Origin of the sequence: Natrialba magadii ATCC 43099, assembly GCF_000025625.1 — an archaeon.
Classification (GTDB): domain Archaea; phylum Halobacteriota; class Halobacteria; order Halobacteriales; family Natrialbaceae; genus Natrialba; species Natrialba magadii.
The window spans coordinates 1,564,753-1,589,898 of record NC_013922.1; the positions used below are offsets into that span (position 1 = coordinate 1,564,753).

Annotated in this window: 21 protein-coding genes; 12 read left to right on the forward strand and 9 right to left on the reverse strand. The window is 61.8% G+C overall.

All coding sequences use genetic code 11. The features are described from left to right. Window positions 1–158: 158 nt before the first annotated feature. A complete protein-coding gene (locus tag NMAG_RS07370) occupies window positions 159–1,688 on the reverse strand; it encodes a carboxypeptidase M32 (RefSeq protein WP_004217378.1) in 1,530 nt (509 codons plus the stop codon). A gap of 123 nt (window positions 1,689–1,811) precedes the next feature. After that, complete coding sequence (locus NMAG_RS07375; RefSeq protein WP_004217379.1) at window positions 1,812–3,389, reverse strand: carboxypeptidase M32; 1,578 nt, start codon at window positions 3,387–3,389, stop codon at window positions 1,812–1,814. A 75-nt stretch (window positions 3,390–3,464) separates the two neighbouring features. On the opposite strand from NMAG_RS07375, the gene NMAG_RS22030 reads away from it, so the two are divergent. The 3 genes from NMAG_RS22030 to NMAG_RS07385 all read left to right on the forward strand — a co-directional run bounded on the left by NMAG_RS22030 (window position 3,465) and on the right by NMAG_RS07385 (window position 5,045). Next, on the forward strand, window positions 3,465–3,641 hold the full coding sequence (locus NMAG_RS22030) for a hypothetical protein (RefSeq protein WP_160165671.1): 177 nt from the start codon (window positions 3,465–3,467) through the stop codon (window positions 3,639–3,641). A gap of 321 nt (window positions 3,642–3,962) precedes the next feature. Further along, the gene (locus tag NMAG_RS07380; RefSeq protein WP_004217381.1) at window positions 3,963–4,250 is read left to right on the forward strand and encodes a hypothetical protein; all 288 of its coding nucleotides are present in this window, start codon (window positions 3,963–3,965) and stop codon (window positions 4,248–4,250) included. Window positions 4,251–4,688: 438 nt separating this feature from the next. Further along, window positions 4,689–5,045 carry a hypothetical protein gene (locus tag NMAG_RS07385; RefSeq protein WP_004217382.1) on the forward strand — a complete coding sequence of 119 codons (357 nt, stop codon included), beginning with the start codon at window positions 4,689–4,691 and terminating at the stop codon, window positions 5,043–5,045. Between the two features lie 67 nt (window positions 5,046–5,112). Here the strand turns inward: NMAG_RS07385 and NMAG_RS07390 are convergent, their stop codons facing one another. Further along, complete coding sequence (locus tag NMAG_RS07390; protein ID WP_012996535.1) at window positions 5,113–6,255, reverse strand: M20 family metallopeptidase; 1,143 nt, start codon at window positions 6,253–6,255, stop codon at window positions 5,113–5,115. A gap of 107 nt (window positions 6,256–6,362) precedes the next feature. Further along, on the reverse strand, window positions 6,363–8,099 hold the full coding sequence (locus tag NMAG_RS07395) for a globin-coupled sensor protein (protein ID WP_004217385.1): 1,737 nt from the start codon (window positions 8,097–8,099) through the stop codon (window positions 6,363–6,365). Between the two features lie 238 nt (window positions 8,100–8,337). Here NMAG_RS07395 and NMAG_RS07400 point away from each other — a divergent pair, with 238 nt between their 5' ends. Together NMAG_RS07400 and nadE are read left to right on the forward strand one after the other, a co-directional pair. After that, entirely contained in the window at window positions 8,338–10,233 is a 1,896-nt protein-coding gene (locus tag NMAG_RS07400) for a PINc/VapC family ATPase (protein ID WP_004217387.1), read from the forward strand. Window positions 10,234–10,477: 244 nt separating this feature from the next. Beyond that, complete coding sequence (nadE, locus tag NMAG_RS07405; RefSeq protein ID WP_004217388.1) at window positions 10,478–11,476, forward strand: NAD(+) synthase; 999 nt, start codon at window positions 10,478–10,480, stop codon at window positions 11,474–11,476. Between the two features lie 21 nt (window positions 11,477–11,497). Here the strand turns inward: nadE and NMAG_RS07410 are convergent, their stop codons facing one another. Both NMAG_RS07410 and NMAG_RS07415 read right to left on the reverse strand, forming a co-directional pair. Continuing rightward, entirely contained in the window at window positions 11,498–11,911 is a 414-nt protein-coding gene (locus tag NMAG_RS07410; RefSeq protein ID WP_004217389.1) for a hypothetical protein, read from the reverse strand. 110 nt (window positions 11,912–12,021) lie between these two features. Then, complete coding sequence (locus NMAG_RS07415) at window positions 12,022–12,315, reverse strand: MarR family transcriptional regulator (RefSeq protein ID WP_004217393.1); 294 nt, start codon at window positions 12,313–12,315, stop codon at window positions 12,022–12,024. A 262-nt stretch (window positions 12,316–12,577) separates the two neighbouring features. Between NMAG_RS07415 and NMAG_RS07420 the strand changes: the two genes are divergently transcribed. From NMAG_RS07420 to NMAG_RS07430, 3 genes are read left to right on the forward strand one after another with little or no spacing between them, the layout of a single operon-like run. Further along, on the forward strand, window positions 12,578–16,123 hold the full coding sequence (locus NMAG_RS07420) for a DUF7289 family protein (RefSeq protein WP_004217394.1): 3,546 nt from the start codon (window positions 12,578–12,580) through the stop codon (window positions 16,121–16,123). Window positions 16,124–16,177: 54 nt separating this feature from the next. Then, window positions 16,178–16,501 (forward strand): EMC6-like membrane protein, encoded by a 324-nt coding sequence (locus tag NMAG_RS07425; protein ID WP_004217395.1) that lies wholly within the window; start codon window positions 16,178–16,180, stop codon window positions 16,499–16,501. 2 nt (window positions 16,502–16,503) lie between these two features. After that, window positions 16,504–18,318, forward strand: a complete 1,815-nt coding sequence (locus tag NMAG_RS07430; RefSeq protein WP_004217396.1) for a ribosome biogenesis/translation initiation ATPase RLI — start codon at window positions 16,504–16,506, stop codon at window positions 18,316–18,318. A 100-nt stretch (window positions 18,319–18,418) separates the two neighbouring features. Here NMAG_RS07430 and NMAG_RS07435 read toward each other — a convergent pair whose 3' ends face one another. The 3 genes from NMAG_RS07435 to NMAG_RS07445 all read right to left on the reverse strand — a co-directional run bounded on the left by NMAG_RS07435 (window position 18,419) and on the right by NMAG_RS07445 (window position 20,917). Continuing rightward, window positions 18,419–19,447 (reverse strand): hypothetical protein, encoded by a 1,029-nt coding sequence (locus NMAG_RS07435; RefSeq protein ID WP_004217398.1) that lies wholly within the window; start codon window positions 19,445–19,447, stop codon window positions 18,419–18,421. A gap of 279 nt (window positions 19,448–19,726) precedes the next feature. Further along, entirely contained in the window at window positions 19,727–20,365 is a 639-nt protein-coding gene (locus tag NMAG_RS07440; RefSeq protein WP_004217401.1) for a class I SAM-dependent methyltransferase, read from the reverse strand. Between the two features lie 30 nt (window positions 20,366–20,395). After that, on the reverse strand, window positions 20,396–20,917 hold the full coding sequence (locus tag NMAG_RS07445) for an archaemetzincin family Zn-dependent metalloprotease (protein ID WP_004217403.1): 522 nt from the start codon (window positions 20,915–20,917) through the stop codon (window positions 20,396–20,398). A gap of 39 nt (window positions 20,918–20,956) precedes the next feature. Between NMAG_RS07445 and NMAG_RS07450 the strand changes: the two genes are divergently transcribed. From NMAG_RS07450 to NMAG_RS07465, 4 genes are all read left to right on the forward strand, one after another. Continuing rightward, on the forward strand, window positions 20,957–21,355 hold the full coding sequence (locus NMAG_RS07450) for a UPF0146 family protein (protein WP_004217406.1): 399 nt from the start codon (window positions 20,957–20,959) through the stop codon (window positions 21,353–21,355). A gap of 68 nt (window positions 21,356–21,423) precedes the next feature. After that, window positions 21,424–22,089: a DUF3267 domain-containing protein gene (locus NMAG_RS07455; protein ID WP_004217407.1), complete on the forward strand. Its 666-nt coding sequence runs from the start codon at window positions 21,424–21,426 to the stop codon at window positions 22,087–22,089. Window positions 22,090–22,178: 89 nt separating this feature from the next. Then, a complete protein-coding gene (locus tag NMAG_RS07460) occupies window positions 22,179–23,153 on the forward strand; it encodes a TIGR01548 family HAD-type hydrolase (protein ID WP_012996537.1) in 975 nt (324 codons plus the stop codon). 91 nt (window positions 23,154–23,244) lie between these two features. Continuing rightward, entirely contained in the window at window positions 23,245–25,059 is a 1,815-nt protein-coding gene (locus NMAG_RS07465) for an FAD-dependent oxidoreductase (RefSeq protein ID WP_004217409.1), read from the forward strand. The last annotated feature ends 87 nt before the right edge of the window (window positions 25,060–25,146 follow it).

Below are 25,146 nucleotides of genomic sequence, written 5' to 3' on the forward strand. Positions count from 1 at the left end.
GGAGATAAAGTCACGGCCGGCACGCGAGCGGACTGACAAGCGGGCGAGGTGACGGGAACGGCTGGCAGTCTCATACGGCTTGTTGTCGCGTTGTCGTTCTGTACCGGTGACGCTCCGGCGGGCCGGCGATCACCGGTAACACGCCACGACGATCCGTGTCAGTAGCCGTCCAGCTCGTACAGTTCGCCGTACTTCGCCTCGACATAGTCGAGGAAGTAGTCGGCGGTGAGCGGTTCACCCGTCGCGACCTCGATCAGTTCTTCCGTCGGGTAGCGCTGGCCGTAGCGGTGGACGTGCTCGGTCATCCACTCCCAGATCGGCTCGAACTCGCCCTCACGGACGAGGCCGTCGACGTCCAGATCGTCCCGGATCGCGGCGTCGAGCTGGGCGGCCAGCACGCTGCCGACGGTGTAGCCCTGGAACGCCGCAAAGCTGGCAGACCAGTGGGTATCCTGCAGGCAGCCGTCGGTATCGGTCTCGGGGACGACGCCGAGGTAGTCGTCCATCTTCTCGTTCCAGACGCGCGGGATCTCGGAGACATCGAGGTCGCCCTCGACGAACGCGCGGTCGATCTCACATCGGAGAATGATGTGGAGGTGGTAGGTGAGTTCGTCCGCCTCGACGCGGATCAGGTTCTCCGGATAGATTCGGTTCACCGCGGCGTAGGCTTCGTCGACGGTGACGTCTTCGAGGTGCGGGAAGTGCTCTTTCATCGTCGGCAGGAAGAACTCCCAGAACGGCTTCGTGCGGCCGACGTGGTTCTCCCAGAAGCGCGACTGGGACTCGTGGACGCCCGAGGAGAGCGACTCACCCAGCGGATTGCCGTACTCTCCCTTCGGCAGGCCGAGCTGGTAGGTCGCGTGGCCGAACTCGTGAATTGTCGCCATCAGCGCGTCGGTCGGGTCGTGTTCCCGGAATCGGGTCGTGATTCGGGCGTCGAACTGGTTGCCGGACATGAACGGGTGTGGCGCGGTGTCGAGCCGGCCGTGTTCCTCGGGGTAGCCAAGCAGGTCCACGACCTCCTGGGAGAGTGCCATCTGGTCGTCCTCGTCGTAGGTGTGGCCCCTGAACACCGACGGCAGCTCTCGTCCCTCGGTTTTGATCTCCTCGATCAGCGGCACGAGCCCCTCACGAAGTTCGTCGAAGATTCCCTCGACCGACTCGAGTGGCAGGTACGGAAGCCGGTCCTCGTAGAGCACCCGGTAGGGATTCGCGTCGGGCTCGATGGCGGCCGCCCGTTCGCGGTGCAGATCGATCAGTTCCTCGAGATTCGGCGCGAAGTGCGCGAAGTCGTCCTCGGCTTTGGCCTCCTGCCAGACCTGCTGGGTTTCGACCTGGTGGGATGCGACGCGTTCGACCAGTTCGGCCGGTATGTCGGCAGCGCGGTCGTACTGGCGGCGGAGTTCGCGAACGACGGCAGCCTGCTCGCCGGTCAGTTCGGCGGACTCGAGTTCGTCTAGCCAGGCACCGACGTCGTCGTCGACGAGCAGGTCGTGGCTGAGCCCCGAGAGCGTCGAGAGCTGGCCGGCTCGGGCGGGTGTCCCGCCCTCGGGCATCATCACGCGCTGGTCCCAGCCGAGCGCCATCGAGGCCATGTGGACGTTCGAGAGCTTCTCCGATCGCTCGAGGAGATCGTGGTACGCCTCGGGTGCGTCCGCAGTGTCGTGTGAATCGTCCGCGGTTGACATGTTCCATCTCGACGGACAGAGCAAGCGCTACTAAATCCTCGGGAAGGGGCGATCGAGACGGCCGGCAGCTGTAGACGGCTAAAACAGCAGAAAACGAATCTGTGAGGTTCGAGACGGCAGGTCTCAGTAGTCGTCCAGCTCGTACAGCTCGCCGTACTTCGATTTGGCGTACTCGAGGAAGTAATCCGCCGTGAATCCCTCGCCGGTAGCGTCCTCGATCAGGTCGGGCGTCGTGTAGCGCTTGCCGTGCTGGTGGATGTTCTCCCGGAGCCAGCCGTTGAGGTCGTCGAACTCGCCCGCACGGATCTGGTCGTCGAACGCGCCTCGCGGCTCGTCGCCGCTCGGCTCTTCCGAGGCGGTCGCCTCGCCCCCAATATCGTCCTCAGCCGCAGCGTAGAGCTGCGCGGCGAGCACGGACCCAAGCGAGTACGTCGGGAAGTAGCCGAAGGAGCCGTGCGACCAGTGGATGTCCTGCAGACAACCCTCTGCATCCGTTTCGGGGCGGACACCGAGGTACTCCTCGTACTTGTCGTTCCAGACCTCGGGGACGTCTTCGACCGCGAGGTTGCCCGAGATCAGTTCGCGCTCGACTTCGAACCGGATCACGATGTGGAGGTGGTAGGTGAGTTCGTCCGCCTCGACGCGGATCAGGTTGTCGTCGTACACCTGATTCGCAGCCTCGTAGGCCGCCTCGGGAGAGACATCCGCGAGTTCGTCGAAGCGCTCGCGAGCGATCGGCAGGAAGTGCTCCCAGAACGGCCGCGAACGACCGACGTGGTTCTCCCACAGACGGGACTGAGACTCGTGGACAGTGAGGTCCCGCGACTCACCCAGCGGCGTCCCGTAGTGCTCGTCCGGCAGTCCGAGCGTGTAGTTCGCGTGCCCGAACTCGTGGATAACCGACGTGATGGAGCCGAGCAGGTCGTCCTCCTCGAATCGCGTCGTCACGCGCGCGTCGTACTGCGTCCCCGAGGAGAACGGGTGCGGTGCCGTATCGAGACGGCCGCGCGACCAGTCGTACTCGAGTGAGTCGAGCACGTCGCGGGCGAGCGCTTCCTGATCATCGTCGTCGAATTCGCCCGCAAAGGCGTCGGTCTCGATGTCGGCGTCGCTGTCCTGGATCGCGTCGATCAGGGGGACGAGTTCGTCGCGCAGGCGTTCGAGCACGCGTTCTGCGGTGTCGAGGTCGAGGTATGGTTCGTAGTCCGCAAAGAGAACTTCGTAGGGGTCTGCGTCGGGGTCGATGTGGTTCGCGTACTCGCGTTTGAGTTCGACGAGCTTCTCGAGTGTCGGCGCGAAGGCCTCGAAGTCGTCTTCCTCCTTGGCCTGCATCCACTTCGGATGGGCGTTGGCGGTCGTCTCGGAGATTTCTTCGACGAGTTCCTGCGGGACGCTGGTTTCGCGGTCGTAACGCCGGCGGACCTCGCGGACGGCGGCGGTTTGCTCCTCGTTCAGATCATTCTCCTCTAACTCGGCGAGCAGCTCACCGGTCTCGTCGGCGGTCAGCAGTTCGTGGCTGATCGACGAGAGTGTCGAGAGCTGCTTCGCCCGGGCTGGCGTGCCCTCCTCGGGCATGACGACTTCCTGGTCCCATCGCAGGACGCCGGCGGCGTTCGAGATGTTCGAGATGCGCTCGATTCGTGTTTCGAACTCGTCGTAGGTCGATCCCTCCCCCTCGGGTTGGGCCTGATCGGCTGACATATTAGCCGATAACGTGGGTACTGGTATCAACCTCGTGGTTCCGGATATCCAGAGAGGGGTTTCAGTGAGGGTAGTGTGAGTGAGGAACAAGCAAGAGGCAGCAGAGTGGCGAACGGGCGAGAGAAGGGGAGTGGAGAGCTGAGGAGAGAGGCAGAGTGGAGAGAAGAGAACGAGTACAGTTGTGGAGGATTGACCGCGCAACCAACTGAGGAAGGCAGGTACGTCGGCCTAGTGGCGGATGGTGGAGTTTGAATACCGCGTTTTATCGGCAATTGTAGCAGGAAGAGGCCACAGACACCCCTTCAATCCAGCCAAGTAACAGTAGATATAAGTCTCCCTACACCATCATACAGAACGGAAGCCAAAAACCCAATCAGGGATGGGTATGAGTGAAATGCCCCGGGTGCTAGGACCACCCGAGACGTGGCTTCCAACCTATGAAGGAATTGGTTGCCATGCTTGCATACATTCTACCGGGACATAAACATCCCGCACGACCGACGTATCGCCAGCCCCGAGTCTCACGGCACTTGACCAGCTATGCGCGAGCGTGTTCGATAGTCGGAGGAGACAATGGGCGATGACCTTGCAGATCCGCCCGGCGAAGTAACGATGTCTTCGATACCGGACTGCCCGCTCTGTGGCCAGCCGGTTACAACGGTGACTGTTCTCGGGCCTGTAACGGCCGTTGCAGTTCCCTGTGGCTGTCGTGCACCGCCTGAAGTCCTGCTCGTCGATCCCGACGCTGCCAGAGACGCTATCGGTGGCAGGAGTACGAAGGCGGACACGAACAAGAATACGGACACCAACGCCGATACCGACACCAACGCCGAACACAATCCCGCTGGCCCAGACGACTGAGACAAGCGAAACCACAGGTAGCGGCGCGGAGACTCACATCAGCGGTTACGGGCGACACACACCGGTGAGAATCCGAGTACGGTGTTCGGACCGACAGTAACCAAACCCGGCTATCGGCTGTTTTGACTGTGCCGCTGATCGACAACTTGCGCTTCGCTCGACTGCCCCACTAACGGTTGGAGATCGCTACAGCAGTGGCTCAGAGGAAGTACCCCGGGACAAGTATAGTAACAACTACAATTATTCACACACTGGTCGCACAGCCGTCGTGCGCTCAGGTGCGCATTGACTTGCAGTGGTTACTATAATTCGAGAGAGCGAAGCGCGCTCGTCATCACGGACATCTTCGATTTCCGTACGACCACGAGGCTCTCTCGCTGTACCTCTGTAGAAATTGCAAGCCAGGGATTATTCGCCCACGCTGACGGTTTTATGCCCATGGTCGTCGCATCAGCCGTCGTCTTCGTCGTCAGCCTGCTCATCGGTGCACTGGGAATCTACGTCGGCGCGCGGATCATCGTCGGCGAGCGCAGCTTCGATCACGCGATCGTCACTGCCCTGTTCGGCGCGATAATATGGGCAGTCGTCGGCTATCTGGTCGGCTGGATCCCGCTCGTCGGCCCCCTCCTCGCATTGCTCGCGTACATCGCGGTGATCAACTTCCGGTATCCCGCCGACTGGACTGCCGCTGCGATGATCGGTTTGGTTGCGTGGGTCACCGTCCTGATCGTGCTCTACGCCCTCGCCGCGCTCGGCCTCACTGGCTTCGAAGCGGTTGGCGTGCCGGGCGTCTAACAGCGCTGGTCACGGCACGTTTGCTGGCTGTGGTCTCCTTCGTCAGGGACGCTGCTCAGCCACCCCATCACTGCAGCCACGTCTCCGCAACACCACGATACGTCTCGTAGCAGCGCTCGAGTACCTCGATCGAAACGCTCTCGGTGTCGGTGTGGGCCTCGCCGGGTTCAGCAGCACCGTAGATCACACACTCAGTTCCCGCCTCCGAGAGCCATCCTGCGTCCGTCGCGTGCGGTTTCGTCACGAGTCCCGGCGAGCCGGGTTGGACGTCATCGGCGACCGACTGCACCGTCCCCGCGAACGACATGTCATCACACCGCATCGGCGGCAGATCCTGATCGACCGTCCACTCCACGCCAACGAGTTCCTCGACCCGTCCAAGAGCCGCCCGCTTGCCCGGCACCGTCCGCTCGTCGACCGTAATTTCACAGCGGTCGGGAATCACGTTCATCGCCGTCCCACCATCGATCTCGGTGACTGCGATGGTGCCCTCGAGTACCTCTCCGGCCACGTCGGCTGCGGGGAACTCGAGTGCCCGAATGCGAGCGACGGCATCGGTCGCGCGGTAGATGGCGTTCTCGCCAGCGGCGATCTCGCTGGCGTGGGCGGCGCTGCCGCGTGCCGTAATCGTGCTCCCGCGGCGGCCCTTGTGGGCGACGACGACATCGGTTACGTCGGGCCCGGAGTAGTTGGTCGAGCCCTCGCCGACGATAGCGTACTCGGGAGCGAACCCCTCGCTAATGGCGTGTCGCGCGCCCGTGCCGCCGACTTCCTCGCCGACGAAACTCGCGAAGACGAGTTCGCCGGCGGCGTCTGTCTCACCGGACTGTGAGGTGCTCGGGCTACTCGAGTCGGGTGTGTTGATATCGCTGTCGCGAAACGCGATCATGGCTGCTGCGACGGCCCCTTTCATATCAGCTGTGCCGCGGCCGTAGAGGCGGCCGTTTCGCTCTTCGATATTGTAGGTGCCGTCGGACTCGAGCTGGGTGTCGTCCGGTTCGACGACGTCGTGGTGGCCGACGAGTGCGAGTGTGTCGCCGTCCGCAGTGGATCCCTTGCGTGCGATTACGTTCCCGACTGCGTCTCGCTCGACGTCCGCGTCCGTCTCGCGGCGGAGCCACGACTCGATGAACTCGCCTGCCTCGGCCTCGCCCTCGTCCGTGTGACTCGGAATCGAGACGAGTTCTCGAGTCAGCGTCGCAACTGTCATGGTCAGGATATCGACGGCCGAGGTGTTCAGTCCACCGGACGCCGCGGATTGAACGCAGCAGAGCGCACATAGCCGGCTGCAACCGGACCGGTCACCATTCGCCGTTCTCAAACAGACCGATCCGGCTGGCTGGCGTCGACCCCCGTCTCGACTTCATCGGTAAGCCGATCGACCGAGTCGCGGACAGTCCGAAGACTCGCCGTCTGTTCCTCACTCGCCGCCGCAACCGATGCAGCCGAACTCGCAACCTCATTGGCCGACTCCGAGAGATCGGCAAGCGTCTGTGCCGTCGATTCGACGCCGGCGACCTGTTGATCGGCGGCGGCCGCAACCTCGTCCATTCGCGCGGTCGTCGTCTGTGCCGACTCGTGGATCTCCTCGAGTGAGTCGATCGTTCGACGGACGCGATCCGTACCGGTATCGACGCGGTCGACCGTCTCCTCGGTGGTCTCGACTGCGGCGGCGGCATCCTCGCGGATCGCCTCCGCGGCGCGTGCAATGTCTGCGAGATCAGTCTTCGTCTGCTGGGCGAACGAGCGGACCTCGCTGGCGATGATGCCCATGGTTTCGCTGCTGTTTCCAGTGCCGGCACCAGCGCCACTGTCGCCCGTCGCTCGAGCGGATTCGATCTTCGCGTTCGCCGCCAGCACGGACGTTCGCTGGGTCAAGTCGTCGAGTCGGTCGACGAGATCGTCGATCGCTTCGATCCGGTCGGCGAGTGCGTCCATGTCCGCCGCGACACGATCGGTCGCGTCCTCGATTGCACCGAGTTCGTCCAGCGCCTCGTCGGCCGCGTCGACGCCGTCGGCGGCGAGGCGCTCGGTTCGGGCACTCTCTGCGCGGGCCGCGTCGGCTGCGTGTGCGATTTCGTCAGCCGCGTCGCTGACGTCGTCGAGTTCCCGGGCGGCGCTTTCGATGTGAGTCGCCTGCGTTTCGGTCTGATCACTGATCGATTCAGCCCGGTGGGCGACCGTCTCCCCCGCGGTGTGGAGGTCAGCAAGCGGTGCCTGAACGTCAGACTCGACCTCCCGAGCGAGAGCGGCCCGTCGATCGATTTCGTCTTCGAGCCGCTGTGCGTCGGCGTCGACGTACGTGTCGACCGCAATTTGCATATCGAGGTTGAGCAGGCGCAACAGCGAGAGCACGTCCAGCATACCGTCGTCGATCGCCTCGCGAACCGTCGTTTCGAACGACTCCTCGAGTGCGGTTTGCGTTGCGTCGCCATCGTTGTCGCCAGCTCCCGACTCAGCACCTGTCTCTGCCCCCTGTTCAGCAGTGTGACGCCCGAATCCCAGCGCGTTCACGACCCGACCGAGTCCGCCGGCCGACTCTTCGGCCTCCGCCTCGCGTTCGTCTGCCCACTCGATGATTGCATCCACGACCTGTTGCTGGACGCGCTCGTTCAATCGTGAGAGCAGTAGTTCGTAGTAGACGCCGTACTGCCCCACGTACTGGTGCAGCGGCATGTCGAGCAGCTCGTGGAGCTTACCGATCCGAGCACGATTCGCGAAAAAGTCCTGGTCGTACGGGCCGGTCGCCAGCGAGACCAGATACGCCTGCTGGGTCTGTTTCAGTGCGTCAGTCCCCTTGGGCGATCGGTTGACGATTGTCTGCGTTCGCTCGTACTGCAGGACGTTGTCATAGAAGTCGTCGGCGATCGCTTCCCGGTTGTCACGCAACAGCGGCTCGAGGTCGGCGAGTCGCCGCTCGTCGGCCGAGTCGAAGCCGATGAATTCTTTCCGCCAGGCGAGTTCGCCGTCGTCGAGTCCGATGCGATCGACGAGGTCGTCGACGTCGAACGTGCCGTTGAGTCCGCCATTTCCGAACGTCTCCTCCGGTTGCATTGGTTGAGAGTCGATCGGGGGCGGATCATTGAAATTTCCGTGACTGTTCTCGCAGAATAAGAATGGGTACAGATCGTCATGTACAGCCGAGCGGTCGGTGAACTGCACACCAGCCACTGCAATGGACAAGCGGCCACCCAACGAACCAGACCAGAACCAACCTCGCGGCCAAACAGTGAAAGCAAAACCGTGGCCATGCGGTGAACACCCTTATAGGCGTACGTGAACCAGTTCACGTATGAACGTCGTGCCGGACACGAGCGTGGTCATCGACGGCCGCGTCTCGGCGACGATTGACGATGGGCAGTTCGAGGGAGCGACGATTTCCGTCCCCGAAGCGGTCGTCGCAGAACTCGAGGCGCAGGCCAACGACGGCATCGAGACCGGCTGGGACGGCCTGGAAGAACTCCAGCGACTCGCCGACCTCGCCGACGAGGGCGCGATCGAACTCGAGTACGTCGGGGAGCGTCCGAGCGCAATCGAGCGCGGACACGCCTCCGAGGGCGAGATCGACGCGCTGATCCGCGACATCGCGGAGGATCTCGAGGCGACCTTCCTCACGAGCGATATCGTGCAGGCCGAGGTCGCCGAGGCGAAGGGCCTCGACGTTGAGCACGTCACCCCTGAGACCCGCGAGGTCGACGTGGGGACGCTGACCGTCGAGACGTACTTCGACGAGGCGACGATGAGCGTCCACCTGAAGACGGACACCGTCCCGATGGCAAAGCGCGGCGAACTCGGCGAGATGCGCTACAAGGAAATCGCCGACGAGCCGTTAGACGAGGCCACGATGGACGAGTACGCCCGCGAGGTCGTCGACGCCGCAAAGGAGTCTTCGGAGGGCTTCATCGAGCTTTCGGAGCCGGGGATGAAGATCGTCCAGTTCCGGGACTACCGGATCGCCATCGGTCGCCCGCCGTTTTCGGACGGGATCGAGATCACCGCGGTTCGACCGATCGCCCAGACGGACATCGAGGACTACGAGAACGCCGAGGAGCTGAAAGAACGCCTCCTCGAACGCCAGCGCGGCGTCCTCATCTCTGGTGCACCCGGGGCAGGGAAGTCGACCTTCGCCCAGGCGGTCGCCCGGTTCATCTCGAACCACGATTACGCGGTCAAGACGATGGAGAAGCCTCGCGACCTGCAGGTCGGTCCCGAGATCACCCAGTACACCGAACTCGGCGGTGAGATGGCGAAGACGGCCGACGCCCTGCTGATGGTCCGGCCCGACTACACCATCTACGACGAGGTTCGCAAAACCGACGACTTCGAGGTCTTCGCGGACATGCGCCTCGCTGGCGTCGGCATGATCGGTGTCGTGCACGCAACCCGTCCGATCGACGCCCTGCAGCGCCTCGTCGGCCGCGTCGAACTCGGGATGATCCCGCAGGTCGTCGACACCGTCGTCTACATCGAGGCCGGAGAGGTCAACACCGTCTACGACGTGCGCACGGAGGTCAAGGTCCCCGCAGGTCTCACCGAGGAAGACCTCGCACGACCCGTCATCCAGGTCACGAACTTCGAAACCGGTGAGCCGGAGTACGAAATCTACACCTTCAACCGCCAGGTCGTCACCGTTCCCCTCAAAGAGGAGGAGGGCGGCCCTGGCAGCGAATCCGGCGTCGACCGAATCGCGAAACAGGAGATCGAACGCGAGATTCGCTCCGTCGCTCGCGGCTACGTCGACGTCCAGTTGAAGGGCCAGAACACCGCCACCGTCTACGTCGAAGACGACGACATCTCGAGTGTCATCGGGAAAGGCGGCGGCCGGATCACAGATATCGAGAACCGACTCGGGATCGATATCGACGTGCGGACGCACGACGAGAACCCGAACTACGGCGCAGGTGCGGGTGGTGCAAGCGCGAACGGCCGCGGTGGCGGTAACAGTGGCAGCAGCGGCGGACAGGCTGCAGGCCAAATGGTCACCCCCGAAATCACCTCCCGCCACATCGTCATCCCCGTCGACGGCAACCACGGTGAAACCGTCGAGGTCCAGGCCGGCGGCGACTACCTCTTCACCGCAACGGTAAGTCGCGGCGGGGAGATTCAGGTCTCGCGCGGCAGTGCGATCGCGGACGAGTTAGAGCAGGCGATCGATCGGAAGGATCCGGTTACGGTCGTTCCATCGTAGCGCCGCGAACAGAGTGAGCGGCTTTTTGGGGGAGATTTTCGCGCGAGGGTGATCGTGCTGTTGCAACCGTGCCGTCGTAATCATCACGACGAGTCAGCCGCTGCGTTTGTTTTCCAACCGTTCGGCGAGTGGGAACTATATGAACGACCACCATCACGGTGGAAGACTACTAGCTGTTTAAGGAGTGCGCATATATGTGAGACGATTGTCTCACCAGACAGAACAAACGTGGTGAACCCAAACAATGTGTGCTGAACACAGTGCAGACAGGACAAACGTCCACACAGAAACAGCCGTTCCGCCCGATCCGTTCATCGCTACGCAGCCCCGTCTCGAAGCCGTTCGCTCCCAGATTGTCGACTCGATCCAACAGCGCGTCGCCGATGCAGGTGCCCACGGCGTCGTCGTCGCGATGAGTGGCGGCCTCGATTCGACCGTCACGGCAACGCTGGCCGTCGAGGCACTCGGTCCCGAGCGCGTCCTCGGCCTCACACTCCCCTGTCACAAAACCGAACAACGCGACGCCCGCGACGCCCGCACACTCGCAGCGGGGCTCGGGATGGAGTTCGCCGAGATCCAACTGCGGCCGCTCCTCGAGTTGTTCGACGACACGGTGGCGAGTGTACTCGAGTGTCGGCTCGACGGAAGCAGGGACGGGAGTAGAGACAGGGACGGAATCGAAGATGACGATAGTGGCAGAGACGGTGAGAGTACCAGTGGCACCGACAGCGCCAGCGGCCGACCCAACGAACGCAACTGCGAACTCGGAAACGTCGTTGCACGCCTCCGGATGAGTTGTGCCTACTACGCGGCCAACCGCGAGCAGCGACTCGTTCTTGGCACGGCGAACCGCTCGGAGTTGGCACTCGGGTACTTCACGAAATACGGCGACGGAGCGGCGGACACTTATCCGATCGGCGACCTCTACAAGACCGAGGTACGGGCGCTCGCACAACGAATCGGCGTTCCCCGCCGGATCATCTCCAAGTCGCCGACGGCCGGCTTCTCGGCTGACCAGACCGACGCCGACGAACTCGGTGCACCCTACGAGACGATCGATCCACTGCTGTTCCGACTGGTCGAGCAAGACCAATCGGTCGCCGACGCTGCTGCCGATCTCGACCTCGACTGGGAGACGGCACGAACGATTGCGTGGCGATGTGCCAGAACCGAGCACAAACGCGGTCGACCGCCGGTGCCGGGCATCAGCCGGTTCAGGCGTGTCGATGCTGACACAGACTGAGTGATGCCCCCTGCCGATCAGTCACTGTTCTGCTTCGTGTCGATACAGGTTCGGATTTCGCCACCAGAACAGCCCCCAGGAGAGCATGAAGCCGGCACCCATCGCGATGATGTCCTGGAGAATCTGCCAGAGACCGAGGCCGACGATTGCGACCAGCGCGAGCGCCGAGCCGAGTGCAGCACCGACAATGACGAACAGCACGTCACCGATAATGTGCTCGCGCGGCTGTTCCCAGTAGTGCTGTCGGTCCTCGTCGTACCAGACGCCGACGTAGATCAATACCGGTGACATCGCCGTAATAATCGTGACGACCTGATAATCAGGACCCAGCCCTGCCGGACCGAGAACCGTGAAGTTGAGCAAGTTCGCGATCATCGCCATCGCGAACAGTCCAACAAGCAGCCAGCCCCACCGCGGTAACGCCTCCTTGTCCATGTCTGGGCAGCGTCACCGTATCAAAATAATCCTGCCGTTCTCGCGTCACCTTCGACGGCAGTTCAAACACGGAAGTGACAGCGCGAACCGGTAACTCCGCACAGCAGGCGTTATTCCGCACAGCAGGCGTCTTTCTTCGGCGCCTCGTCGACACCGCTCCCGTCTGCCGCCACTGGTTCCTCCAGCCGATACAAGCTCTGGCGCGCATCAGCAAAGTAGATATCCTCGTCGACGATTCCGATCTCCTCGAGGCGCTCGAGTGCGTACCGAACCGTCCGCGCCGAAAGCATCGACTCCTCGACGATCTGCTTCTGGGTGAGCGGCCCGTCGTACTCGAGAACCTTGAAAACGAGTTTGGCGCTCGGAGGCAAGTCTTCGATCTCCTCCCCGTCGGTCTCTACCATGTTACGAATCGAAAGCGTGCAGCAGTATAAAAGTTGAGCCTTTCACCGACAAACTTGCAGAAAATTCCAATCTGTGGGCCAAGTAAAATGCAACCGTTGCGCCTGCAAGTGTCGATATCGTCTCTTGACCAGGTGGTCAGCACTCGTCACGACTGAGTGACTGATTCGGATGTGCCAGCGTGTTCGGCCTGCCGACCCGGTAACATTGATAGGTATACATATTTTTATAGTTGGTATTAGTTACTGATTCATAAGACTAGAAATGGACGGGGATCACAGGGGTGTCGGTGGGGACCGAGCCGCAAGTCCAGTACTCGGTATTGTTCTTCTCTTTGCGATGGTCGGGATTGGTGCACTCCTGCTGTTCACAGCTGGATCCATTATGCTCGACGGGCTTGGCTCTGAGGTCGACCGCGAAAAGGTCCACCTCTGTATGGACGAGACTGACCACCGGCTCGGCACCGTCGCCTCAACGGGATACGAACAATCGCTAGCACTTGACGATCCAGATTGCCAACCCTCGGTTGTCAGCGATGGCTCAATTTCAATCACCTGGTACAACAGTACGGACGGTAAAAAACCACCATGGGACAACTCGAGTCGGACAGCCACTGAAGATCTTGGTGCACTCGAGTTCGAACTCGAGGATCGGACGCTCGCACACCAGGGTGGTGCCATCTGGGAGGTTTCTGAGTCCAGCGTGCGAACAGAGAAGTCGCCGGAGATCGGCTTCACCGAGGATGGATTGCTGGAACTGGGGTTCATGCAGGTCCATCAGTCGGAGACGATCGGATCGGAGGGAGTTCTCCGGCACGACTTCGAAAGCGAGTCGGAAGCGGCAACAAACCTCACGACAGCGGTTGAGGAGGCGAACGAAGACGTTGCGATCAAGATCGAGAGCGAGTATGCGGAGGGGTGGAAGGACCACCTCGGAAGCGAAGAAGAGTACGCTGATCAATTCCACGAGTTCGATGTCAACGTAGAGTCGACCTCGAATCCCAACGAGGTCGTGATGACGATCGAAGAGATCGACACAGCCCCAGAAGAGCCGTATTTCTTGGTCGAAGAGGACCACGGGCTATGGGATCAAGGCGGGAACGAGCCACTTCCTAGTCATATCTTGGATCATGGGGACTTCTTCCACGTCAATACGACACTGATGAATTACGGAAACGAATCAGGGCATGTCAACGCTACGCTCATGATTCGGGACGAATCGGGTACTGGTGTCGAGAGTCGGGAAATCACGTCTGACGACGAAATTGAGCCTGGCGAATATATCTCGACGGCCAATCACTCGGAGTGGAACTGGGACGGGGCTGGCGCAAACCACTTTTTCAAAACTGGCAACCCAAGCGATGCAATCGGCGTCGAACCGGGGGAAGAGTACGAGTACAACGTCGAAACTGCTCCAGGAGGGGCCACCCTCAACGACCCAGGCCAATTCATCATCGAGGATGATCCACCGGAGGTCACCATCACTAACGTCGAGGATCCAGTCGGCCAGGGAGAGACGTTAACAGTCCACGCAAATGTCGAAAAGCGCGGGTATGGAGACGATCAACTCGTTTGGCTCAGTGGTTTCGACGGCACCATCGTTGACACCACCGAAGTCGATTCCGAGGGGAGTGGAATGGAATCGGTCGAACTCGAGTGGGGAAGCGTCGATTTACCCACGGACTCCACTGACACCGAAATCGCAGTCGGAACGGAGTCTAACAGTGATACCGAAAAGGTCGATGTCTATCCGTCGCTCAACATAACCGATATCGATGTGCTTGATGATCCGGTTGAGGAAGACGGATCGGTAACCGTTGAGGCAATTATTGAATCAATAGGAGATGAAGCCGAAACAGATGTATTTATAGGGGGGGACGAGGCCGGTAGTCAGTCCGTTACCGTTCCGGATACGGGAACAAAGGCTGTCGAACTTGAGTATGACGTTGGAGAGCGAACTGATCGCATCACGGTCAGGACGGATAGTTTCGAAGCAGAAGACGACGAGATGGAGGAAGTTGTCGTCGTCAAGCGAGATGGGCCAGAATGTGATGCCGTCGATTATGAGGGTAGTGGGTCAGAACATGACCCGTATCAAATAAGCAACGTCGATCAGCTCCAGTGTATCAACGATCAGGGCCTCGATGAACATTACGAACTCGTCGACAACATCGATGCCCACGGAACCGAGTACTGGAATCCAGCTGTGAGCCACTCAGAAACAGTATATCCAGAAAGCCGCGAATTTGGATTAGGTGATCGGTTTGAGCTCTCCAACACTCCCGTAGTTGAAAGAAGTGTCGAGGTAGATGCAGGCACTTTGAATAGTGATCCAGAGTTTGAGCTTATCGATGCCGAAGCAGGCGTCGTAGAGATACGAGAGGATTCAGGACGGGGCGACAACTGGAGGCAACTAGAGGTATCCTATCAGGAGTCAACAGAGTCCGGCGAACCCCGTGGATTCGAACCGATCGGGCAAGACGGGAACCCCTATGCGGCAAACGGTGACCAAGGGAACTCCAGTGGATCGTTCGACGGCCATTTCAATGGAAGCGGTCACCTGATTGAGGGACTATCCATCGATCGACCCGATGAACGATTTGTTGGGTTGTTTGGTGCGACAGGTCACACGACGAACGCCGATCCAGTCGGTTCTGGGTCAACGATAGAGAACGTGAGGCTTGCCGACGTGAACATCCATGGACAACAGCACGTTGGTGCACTCGTTGGTCAGGCCGGCGGTGAAGTGATTCAATCACGCAGTGAGGGAGTTGTCAGAGGTGAAGAACAGCTGGTGGGTGGATTAATTGGAGACGGGGCTCACGCCAGTCTTGATAATGAACTTGTCGCGGAAGGTACCGTAATTGGTGGGCCGAACACCGATTACAGGAATGGTGAAGGAATCGGTGGGCTGATTGGCCGATCAACGTTCCAGACCGAGGTTTCTGTGGGCTATACACAGAACATGACGGTGATCGCCGATGATGGAAATTCGGTTGGAAGTCCACCAGACCGGAGCCATGCGGGAGGGCTCATCGGGACATCATCCTACCGAGACTCTACATTCGATCAGATGTATACGATTACGAACGCCGACGGATTTGACGGCGCGACTGGGGCAATTGTCGGAACGATCTTGGGTGCTCAGGGAGAAAGCACTACCGGTGACACGTTCACCGAGAGCGTCTACTGGCAGAACAGTGAAGATCCGTACGGCGTAAATGATGTTGATTGGAACGCACCAAGTCCCACACTCAACTGGAATGGGCGGAGTGAAGACGACATGAAAGGTAACGATGTGAACCAAGGCGGCAGAATGGGCAACCTCAACTTTGAGGAAGAGGGGGGCCCATGGGTCGCCGTCCCCGATGATTACCCTCGCTTCGACTGGGAGCTCGAGGCCGAGGGAATCTTCGAGGTCGACATTGACAACGTCGAAAACGTAACCGCCGGCAACTCCACTACGATCGATGCCACGGTTACGAGCCGTGATACGGACTTGGATGAGGACGATGTCCCACAGATAATCACGCTCACGGACACCGACGGCCAGGTCGTCGATACGAAAGAAGTGGTAGAAAGTGATCTAAACGAAGACGGCGAGACGGAGGTCGAACTCGAGTGGCAGACCAGTCTCAACGACGATGGCAGCGGCGAGGTGACTGTTCGAAGCGAGGATCGAGCGGATTCAGCACCGATTGAGATCGAACCCGGCGACGAAATCGACTGGACTGGGGACGCAGATGGATCGCTGGACGACATCGGCGATTCCACGATTGAGATTGATGTTGATGCCGTCGAGGTTGGCTGACTGAGCCGCACCCAACCCGAACCCCTTTTCACCACCGACGATAGAGTCACAGACATGTCGACCGAATCGATTAGCGACCGGCGCGAGCACATTCGCTCGATCAGCGTCACCGCGCTGGCCGCGCTGCTCGGCGTCGGGACGGCGCTCGCCTCCATGGCGCTCACCGGTGATGTCTCACCGGGTGAGGCCGCAGGCGATACGCGAGCGCTCTTGCTCGTCCTCACCGCGATCGTCGCACAGATCGTGCTCTTCGACGTCACGAGCATCTATAGCGACGACGAGTTCGGGATCAAACACTACCTGTTCATCACGTTCATGACCTTCTCGATGTGGTTTGTGACGTGGGGTATCCTGCTCACCGCGGAGCTTAACGCATAACCATGGCGGACGACAGCATCGCCGTCGTAGACTTAGATCGGTGCCAGCCCGACCGCTGTAGCTACGAGTGCAAAAACTACTGTCCGCCGAACCGGACCGGCAAGGAGTGCATCACGCTCCGTGGCGAAGAAACGCCCGAGGGACAGCCCGAGCAGGTCCGCATCTCCGAAGAGATCTGTCTCGGCGAAACCTGTGGCATCTGCGTCGAGAAGTGCCCCTTCGACGCGATCGAGATTATCAACCTACCACAGGAATTGCAGGAAGAACCCGCACACCGCTACGGTGAGAACGCCTTCTCGCTGTACGGCCTTCCAGCTCCGCAGGAGGGACAGGTCACCGGCATCCTCGGCCCGAACGGGATCGGGAAAACGACCGCCGTTCGCATCCTCGCCGGCGAACTCGAGCCCAACCTCGGCCGCTACGAGGAGTCGCCAGACTGGGACGAGGTACTGGAAGCCTACCGTGGCACGGAACTACAGGACTACATCGCCGACGTGCGCGACGGCGAGATTACCGTCGCCCGAAAGCCACAGTACGTCGACCAGATTCCAAAGCAGTTCGACGGCAACACCCGCCAGCTCCTGGAGCAGACGGACGAACGCGACGCGCTCGACTCACTCGTCGAGCGGCTGTCGATCGGCCCCGTCATGGACCAGGCGATCGAGGATCTCTCCGGCGGCGAACTCCAGCGCGTTGCGATCGCAGCGACGCTGGCACGAGATACGGACTTCTACTTCCTGGACGAGATCACCCCGTACCTCGACATCGGACAGCGCGTTACCGCAGCGCGATTGATTCGCGAACTCGCCGAGGACGAAGGGAAGTCGATGCTCGTCGTCGAGCACGACCTGGCGATCCTCGACCTGCTCGCCGATACCTTACACGTCGCCTACGGTGAGCCCGGTGCCTACGGTGTCATCACCTCGCCGAAGTCGGTCCGGAACGGGATCAACGAGTACCTCTCGGGCTATCTCGACAACGAAAACATGCGGATTCGCCAGAATCCGATCGAGTTCGAGGAGCACGCCCCACGAACCGCGACCCACGGCGACGTGCTCGTCGACTATCCGGACCTCTCCAAGAGCTACGGAGAGGGCGAATTTAGCCTCGAGATCAAGGGCGGCGAGATCCACCGCAACGAGGTACTCGGTATCGTCGGCCCGAACGGAATCGGGAAGTCGACGTTCGCAAAACTGCTGACTGGCAATCTCGACACGGACGAGGGCGATGCCGACCTCGACCTGGATATCTCCTACAAGCCACAGTACGTGACGATCGACCAGCACATGCGAGTCGACGCGTTCCTCTCCTCGATTACGGACCAGTTCGGCTCCTCGTACTGGAACACCGAAATCGCCCAGCCGCTCCAACTCGAGCGGATCATGGAACAAAACCTCTCCGATCTCTCCGGCGGTGAACGCCAGCGGGTCGCCATCGCGGCCTGTCTGTCGGACTCTGCAGACCTGTACCTGCTCGACGAACCGTCGGCGCACCTGGACGTCGAACAGCGCGTCCAGGCAACTAGCGCGATCCGACGCTACGCCGAACAGCAGGACGCGACCGTGATGGTCATCGACCACGACACGTACATGATCGACCTGCTCGCGGATCGGCTGATGGTCTTCGACGGCGAACCAGCGGTCCACGGTCACGCCAGCCAGCCCCAGCCGATGCGCGACGGTATGAACGAGTTCCTCGCTAATCTCGAGGTTACGTTCCGCCGTGACGAGCGCACGTCGCGTCCGCGAATCAACAAGCCAGACTCGCAACTAGACCGCGAGCAAAAGCGCGAAGGCGAGTACTACTACTCGCCCTGAGAGCGGTTCTCCGCGCCGTCGCGTTTTCCACGGCAACGTGCCCCCGTGCCCCCGCGCCCCATTTGTGCACCCATTTCACTACACGAACGCATGGGGCCGCTCAGTGGTCCGGAACATCCCGATCGAGAATCACGACGATTCCTGCTACCACAAACAACACGCCCAGCAACGCGTAGGCGAGGACTGCACTCGAGACGACCAGCGTTCCGGTCGCCCCGAAGACCGCGCCGGCGGCGGCGACGAGCGTCCCGAAGAGAATCAGTCCGGTGCCGACGAGTTCGGTCGTCACGCCGTCGTCCTCGGTCTCTGGCGTTGCATCGGGGCGTTCGAGTGGGTCCACCAGTCGCCACTTGGGTTCGTCGGCGCGTTCGAGTCGGTACCGGCCGCGAGAGAGCGAGGAGAGGACGGCGTCGCTTGCTGCATGGACGGTGGTCGTCCACCAGTCATCAGTCGTTGTCGCGGTGTCAGTGCCAGCCTCGGCGTCCGCGGCGGGCAGGTCGGTTCGAGCGAGATAGATCGGTTCGCCGATCGCGTGATCGATCGACGCGGCGTCGTACCCGACGTCTTCGATGAGTCGGGCGAACAGGAAGTCCTCGGACCATGGGATCGGCTTCTCGAGTTCGAACGCGACGAGCTCGCCGTGCGGGAGCGAGACGGTGAGTTCGACCGTCGTCTCGTCGAGCGCGGTCACGTCGGCGATCCGGCCCTCAACGTAGCCCTCGGGAGTCGTCATTACGTCGATGCGACCGAGTTCGTCGGCAAGGGGGCCTTCCTGTGGGTGAGTGGTAGTGTTCGACCGATTGGCATCACCAACCGCACTGCCTGGCGATCCATCGCGACGAGCACTGCTGGCATGGCCATCGAGTTCGGAGCGGTCGGTGTGATCCGTCCGATCGGGGCGTCCGGCGCGGTCCGTTCGGTCGGGACGGTCACGGCGATCACTCGACTCGGGAGGTCCGCGCGTCACCTCGATCTCGACCTCGCCGCCGGACACCGCACCGTCAGACTCGTCGCCGTTCGTGCCGGATGCGGATGGACTCGAGTTCGAACTGGAAGAAGTGGGAGTGTCAGCGTCGGCACTCGAGTCGGCGTCCGAATCTGCGTCGGTGGGGGAGTGGTCGTCTGTCACGAGTGGAGTCGGAGAGGGGCGTTGGAAGCGGGTTCTGGGTGAATTCGGGTGGCCTATCGAAGTGTCGGTGTCGGTGTCGGTGTCGGTGTCGGTGTCGACATTGACATCAGCGCCACTACTGTCGGAATTGGGTAATCAATCATCCGTACGGGATCGAGCGGTGTAAGTCGTTTGCCAGTATCCTGTACGTGTCGATGGGTGCGTCCAGTGCACGAGCCAGTCACTCATCCACCGAATCCGAGCGTTCCAGACCGACAGTCGATATCGTACGACCCAGCGTCACAGTGGCGTCGCCCGGACCACCGCAAACAGCCCATCACCGTGACCCTCACGAACGTCGACGTCCGCCGGCTCGAGTTCTGTCGGGTCCTCGAAAATCGTCTGGACGCGCGCCTCGACCTCGAAGCCGGCCTCCTCGAGAAGGTTACACGCCTCGTCTGCGGTCACAAAGTCTGCGTCGGCGTAGAACGGACTCTCGTCCTTGTGTTCCTGATAGACCTGTCCAACCGGACTCGCCCGGTCGAGGACGGCTGCGACGAGCGTTCCGTCCTGCTCGAGGACACGGTGGGCTTCAGCGAGCGTAGTAGCAGTGTCGTCGACGAACGAAAGAACGGTGACGAACTGGACGTACTCGAGTGCCCCGTCATCGAACGGGAGCGATTCGGCGACACCGCGGACGGGAGTAACGCCGCGCTCGCGTGCTCGTTCGAGTGGGGCGGTTGCGGGGTCGAGTCCCCGGGAGACGCCGAGCGGGGCGGCGAATCGTCCTGTGCCGACACCGATCTCGAGTGCGCGGCCGGGAACAGGGGCGGGACAGACGGACTCGAGTGCCTCCTGTTCGGCGCGATAGGCACCGTCGTTTGCGTCGAACCACTCGTCGTACGCGTCGGTATGCGTTTCGAAGGGGGAAGCAGTCATGTGTGGGAATGAAAGGGGAGGTCGGTAAATTCAACTAATCAGTCGCTGACAGCTGCCACAGAGGTTCTCCTCTTTGATGTCGACTTCGCGGACGGTCGGCGAGAAGTTCATCACGCAACGGTTGTTGTCGCAGTGTTCCAGGCCATAGGTGTGGCCGATTTCGTGGACGATCTCCTTGCGGACGCGGTTCTCGAAGATTTCGCTGGCGCTTTTGTTCGAGAAGCCGCCGTCGCTCGAGGTCTGCAGGCGGTAGGTCGAGACGACGCTGCCACTGCCGTCCAGGTAGGCGAGGCCGAAGACGTAGTTTCGGCGACGATAGAAGAGGTCGTGTGGTGTAATCGCGATGTTCTTTGCGCCGCGGCCGACGCGCTCTGCGAGTTGGATGAACGCTTCGGCGGAGTACTGGTCGCGTCCGGAGTCGTACGCGCCGTTTGGCACCGGCTGGGAGTCAGTCACGGAGACGTCACAGTCGTAGACCGACCGTAACGCGGAGGATGCCGCTCGTTTGACTGCCGCGGGGACGTTGCCGACCGGCACGATGTCGACGAGCATGACAAACGCTATGGGCGCTTTGCTCATAAACATCCCGCCATGGGCCACATTCGGCGAAATCGAACCACACTGACAGAGATCCTCGCGGCCTACGATCGACTCGTCGAGGTGGGGATTGGCCGCCGGACGGACGTTGCCGCGGCGCTCGCCGAGCGTGGCTGTACTGTGACGGCGACGGATATCTACGACCGAGATGTGCCGGCGGGAGTCCGCTTCGTCTGCGACGATATCGTCGATCCGAATCCGTCGATCTACGCCGACGCGGACGCGATCTACGCCCGAAATTTGCCGCCCGAACTCCACAGACCGGCCCGAGACGTTGCCCGTGAATCGGGTGCAGATCTGCTCTTTACAACGCTCGGGGGCGACCAGCCCGCGATCCCGGTCGAGCGGCGAACGATCGAGACGGGAACGGTGTACGTGAGCCAGCGATCCTGAGTCAGCGATCCAGTTCGGGTCGAGACGCATGAATTAACACCGTCGAAACCGTTCCATCAGGATGACCTGTGCTCCCCGAGCCACTCCTCTCTGCCCTCCTGTTGGTACTCATCACGGCGCTCATCGTGGCAGTGATCGCCGGCCTCGGAACGGTTCTCTGGGTCACCCTCCAGCTCGCGTCCGCTCCCGGCGTCGTCGTTCACGAGTTCGCCCACGCACTCGCCTGTCGACTCACCGGCGTCCGCATCCGCGAGGTCGTCTACTTTCGTTTTGGCGACCCGGCTGGCTACGTCCGTCACGAGCAGCCCAAACGGTACCTCGACGCCTTCGTTATCGGTGTCGCACCGTTTCTGGTCAACACCGTCGTCGCGTTCGGCGCGCTGCTCGGGTTCGCCGATTTCGTGACGACGACTGGGATCGTCACACCCGCTGACGGCGTGCTTCCCGCCGTCGACACGAGCGGCGCTTCGAACGAACTGCTCGCCGGCACGGCTGTCCTCGGCTGGCTCGGACTCGTGATCGGCGTCCACGCCTTCCCGAGCACCGGCGACGCGAACGCACTCTGGGCACAGACACGCACCAGATGGCGCCGTTCACCGCTCGTCCTGCTCGGCATTCCGTTCGTTCTCGTGGTCTACGTCGTGAGCCTGCTCTCGTGGCTGTGGGCGGACGTCCTCTACGCGATTGGGCTGTTGCTGCTCGCGTTCGCGGTTGTGGGTTCGCCACTCGTGTGAGGGGCGACCGACAGTATGGGGCTGTGATGGGCGGCTTCCTGAAACGAGAAATCGGCCGGCTTTATTCCCTCCGACCCATTCGAGACGGTATGACCACGAACGCGAATGGGGACGGGAACGGAAACAGAAACAGAAACAGAAACAGAAACAGAAACGGGACTGCGCCACTCGAGGCAGCCGTCGATGCCATCGTCCTCGACATCGACGGCGTCCTCGTCGACGTCGCCGACTCTTACCGGCGCGCGATCATCGAATCCGTCGACACCGTCTACGGCCGGACGATCCGCAAGGACGATATTCAGCAGTTCAAGGACGCTGGCGGCTTCAACAACGACTGGGAGCTAACCGACGCCGCCGCGCTCTACGTGCTCGCAACCGGAGAGGGCTACGACGCCTCACTCGCCGAGTTCACCGACGAAATCGCTGCTGCAGGTGGCGGACTCGAGGCCGCCGAAAGCGCCGTCCGCGACGGCATCGGCGCACAGGCGACGAAACGCGTCACCGACCGCTGGAATCGCGAGCGCCTGCGTGATGTCTTCCAGCAGCTCTATCTCGGCGAGGAACTCTATCAGGCACTCGAGTCCGGCGAGCCAGACGACGACCTGCGCCAGGAGGGATTCATTCACGACGAACCGGTGATACTCGACGAAGAGACCCGTAACTGGCTGCTCGACGAGGCCGGCGTCTCCGTCGGCGTGCTGACCGGCCGACCCGAGGCAGAGGCCGAAATCGCACTGGATCGCGTCGGCCTCGCCGACGAGATTCCGGTCGAACACCGGTTTACGATGGACGACTGGGAGGAAGGAAAACCACACCCACGCGCGCTGACGACGCTGGCCGAGCGCTTCGACGCCGACAGCGTCATCTTCGTCGGCGACACGCTGGACGACGTGCGAACCGCGACGAACGCGATCGAGGCGGATCCGAGCCGCGAGTACCACGGAATCGGGGTTCTGACCGGTGGTCTCACCGGCGCAGAAGGTCGACAGAAGTATGCTGACGAAGACGCAGCGGCGGTACTCGAGTCCGTCAACGAACTTCCTGCCTTGCTCGCGGACGAGTAAGTGGGGAAATAAGGAGACACCTTCTCCAGCTACCGGAAACCGGCAGGTTCGCACGCCCGTTTTTTGCCACCGCTCGATGTAGCGTGGCCCCATGACCGCACCCGACCCTGATTCCTCGTTCTCCTGTGACCCCCGCCTGCCCGGCGAGCCGACTCCCGTCTGGCTCGCGGAGCCGGCCGACGCGGCACTCGATGAGCCACCGGCGGATGCGACTGGCGGCCCAGTCGACGAGTCAGCCGATGAATCCGTACCCGCGCTCACAACAGACCACACCGTCGACGTCTGCGTCGTCGGCGCTGGCATCGCCGGCCTCTCGACTGCACTCGAGTTACGCGAGCGTGGGAAGACGGTTGCGGTTCTCGAACGTGACCGGATTGCAGCGGGTATCACGGGGAAGTCGACGGCAAAGTTGACGAGCCAGCACGGAGCGATCTACGACTACCTGCGCCGGGAGTTCGGCCGGCGAGAGACGAAGCAGTACGCGGCGGTACAGGAGGAGGCAATCGACGCGGTCGAGCGCCGGATCGAGGAGTTCGGGATCGACTGCGGGTTCGAGCGCCAGCCCTCGTACCTCTACGGAAACGATCGAGATACGATCGAACGCGAGGCCGACGCCGCCAAGCTCGCGGGATTGCCAGCAACCTTCGTGACCTCGGTACCGCCGTTCGAGCGGGCCCAGGCCGCAGTTCGCTTCGACGATCAGGCGTGGTTCCACCCGCGCCAGTACCTCCTCGGAATCGCGGACGTACTGCAGGAGGACGACGGCGCGGCCGTCTACGAAGGAACCCGCGTGACGGACGTCGAGTCCGGCACGCCGTGTCGCGTACAGACCGAGTCGGCGACGGTGACCGCCGAACAGGTCGTCCTCGCGACCGGCTTTCCGATTCTCGACCGGGCGGGCTACTTCGCGCGGATGCACCCGAAACGATCCTACGTGCTCGCACTCCGTCTCGACGGCGAACCGCCCGAGGGGATGTACTATCGGACGGGCGACAACTACCGCTCTGTTCGGACCTATCGCGGCGCTGGAGGTGGGGAAGACGGGAGCAATGGGGGAGAGAACGACGACAGCGATAGCAGGGGCGACGGCAGCAACAATGGCGACAGCGAAGCCCTCCTCCTCGTCGGCGGCGAAAACCACAAAACCGGACAGGGCGGCTCGACAGCCGAGCGCTATCGCACGCTACTCGAGTGGGCTCGCGAACGATTCCCCGTCGAATCGGTCGCCTACCGGTGGTCGAACCAGGACTACAAACCGGTCGACAAGGTGCCGTTCGTCGGCCGCGTCGGCGCGGGGGCGCAGAACGTGTACGTCGCCACCGGCTTTCGCGGCTGGGGAATGACCAACGGCGTCGCCGCCGGCCAACTGCTGGCGGCGCTCATCGACGGTCGCAAACCACCTGAGCGGAAGTTGTTCGATCCGATGCGGGTCACTCCGAAGGCGTCGGCGGGCAAGACGATCACCGAGAACGTCGACGCCGTGAGCGAGTTCGCGACTGACTGGCTCCGCGCGCTGCTCACGCCCGAACTGCGCTCGCTCGACCCTGGCGAGGGGACCGTGATCCGCAGCGGGGGGAAACCGGTGGCGTGTGCGCGGGACGCAGACGGCGACCTGCACGCGACCTCAGCCGTCTGCACCCACATGTACTGCCTCGTCGAGTGGAACGACGCCGAATGTAGCTGGGACTGTCCCTGCCACGGCTCGCGGTTCGCGCCGGACGGGGAGGTGCTTCAGGGGCCGGCGAACGAGGGGCTCTCGAGTGCCAGTATCGATGATGGTGGAGGAGGTGGTGGTGTGGGTGATAGCGCAGGTGCCGAAACGGGCGTGAGCATCGACATCGACAGGGGTGGAGTCGGTAGCGGGAGTGGAAGCGAGGAGCGGGACGGAGGAGAGGGCGAGGATTGAGGGGTGGGCGAAAATGGGGGAAAGGATTGAGGAGGAGTCGGAGATGAGGGGAGGAATTGAGGAGGGGCGACAGCAGCAAACTCGAAG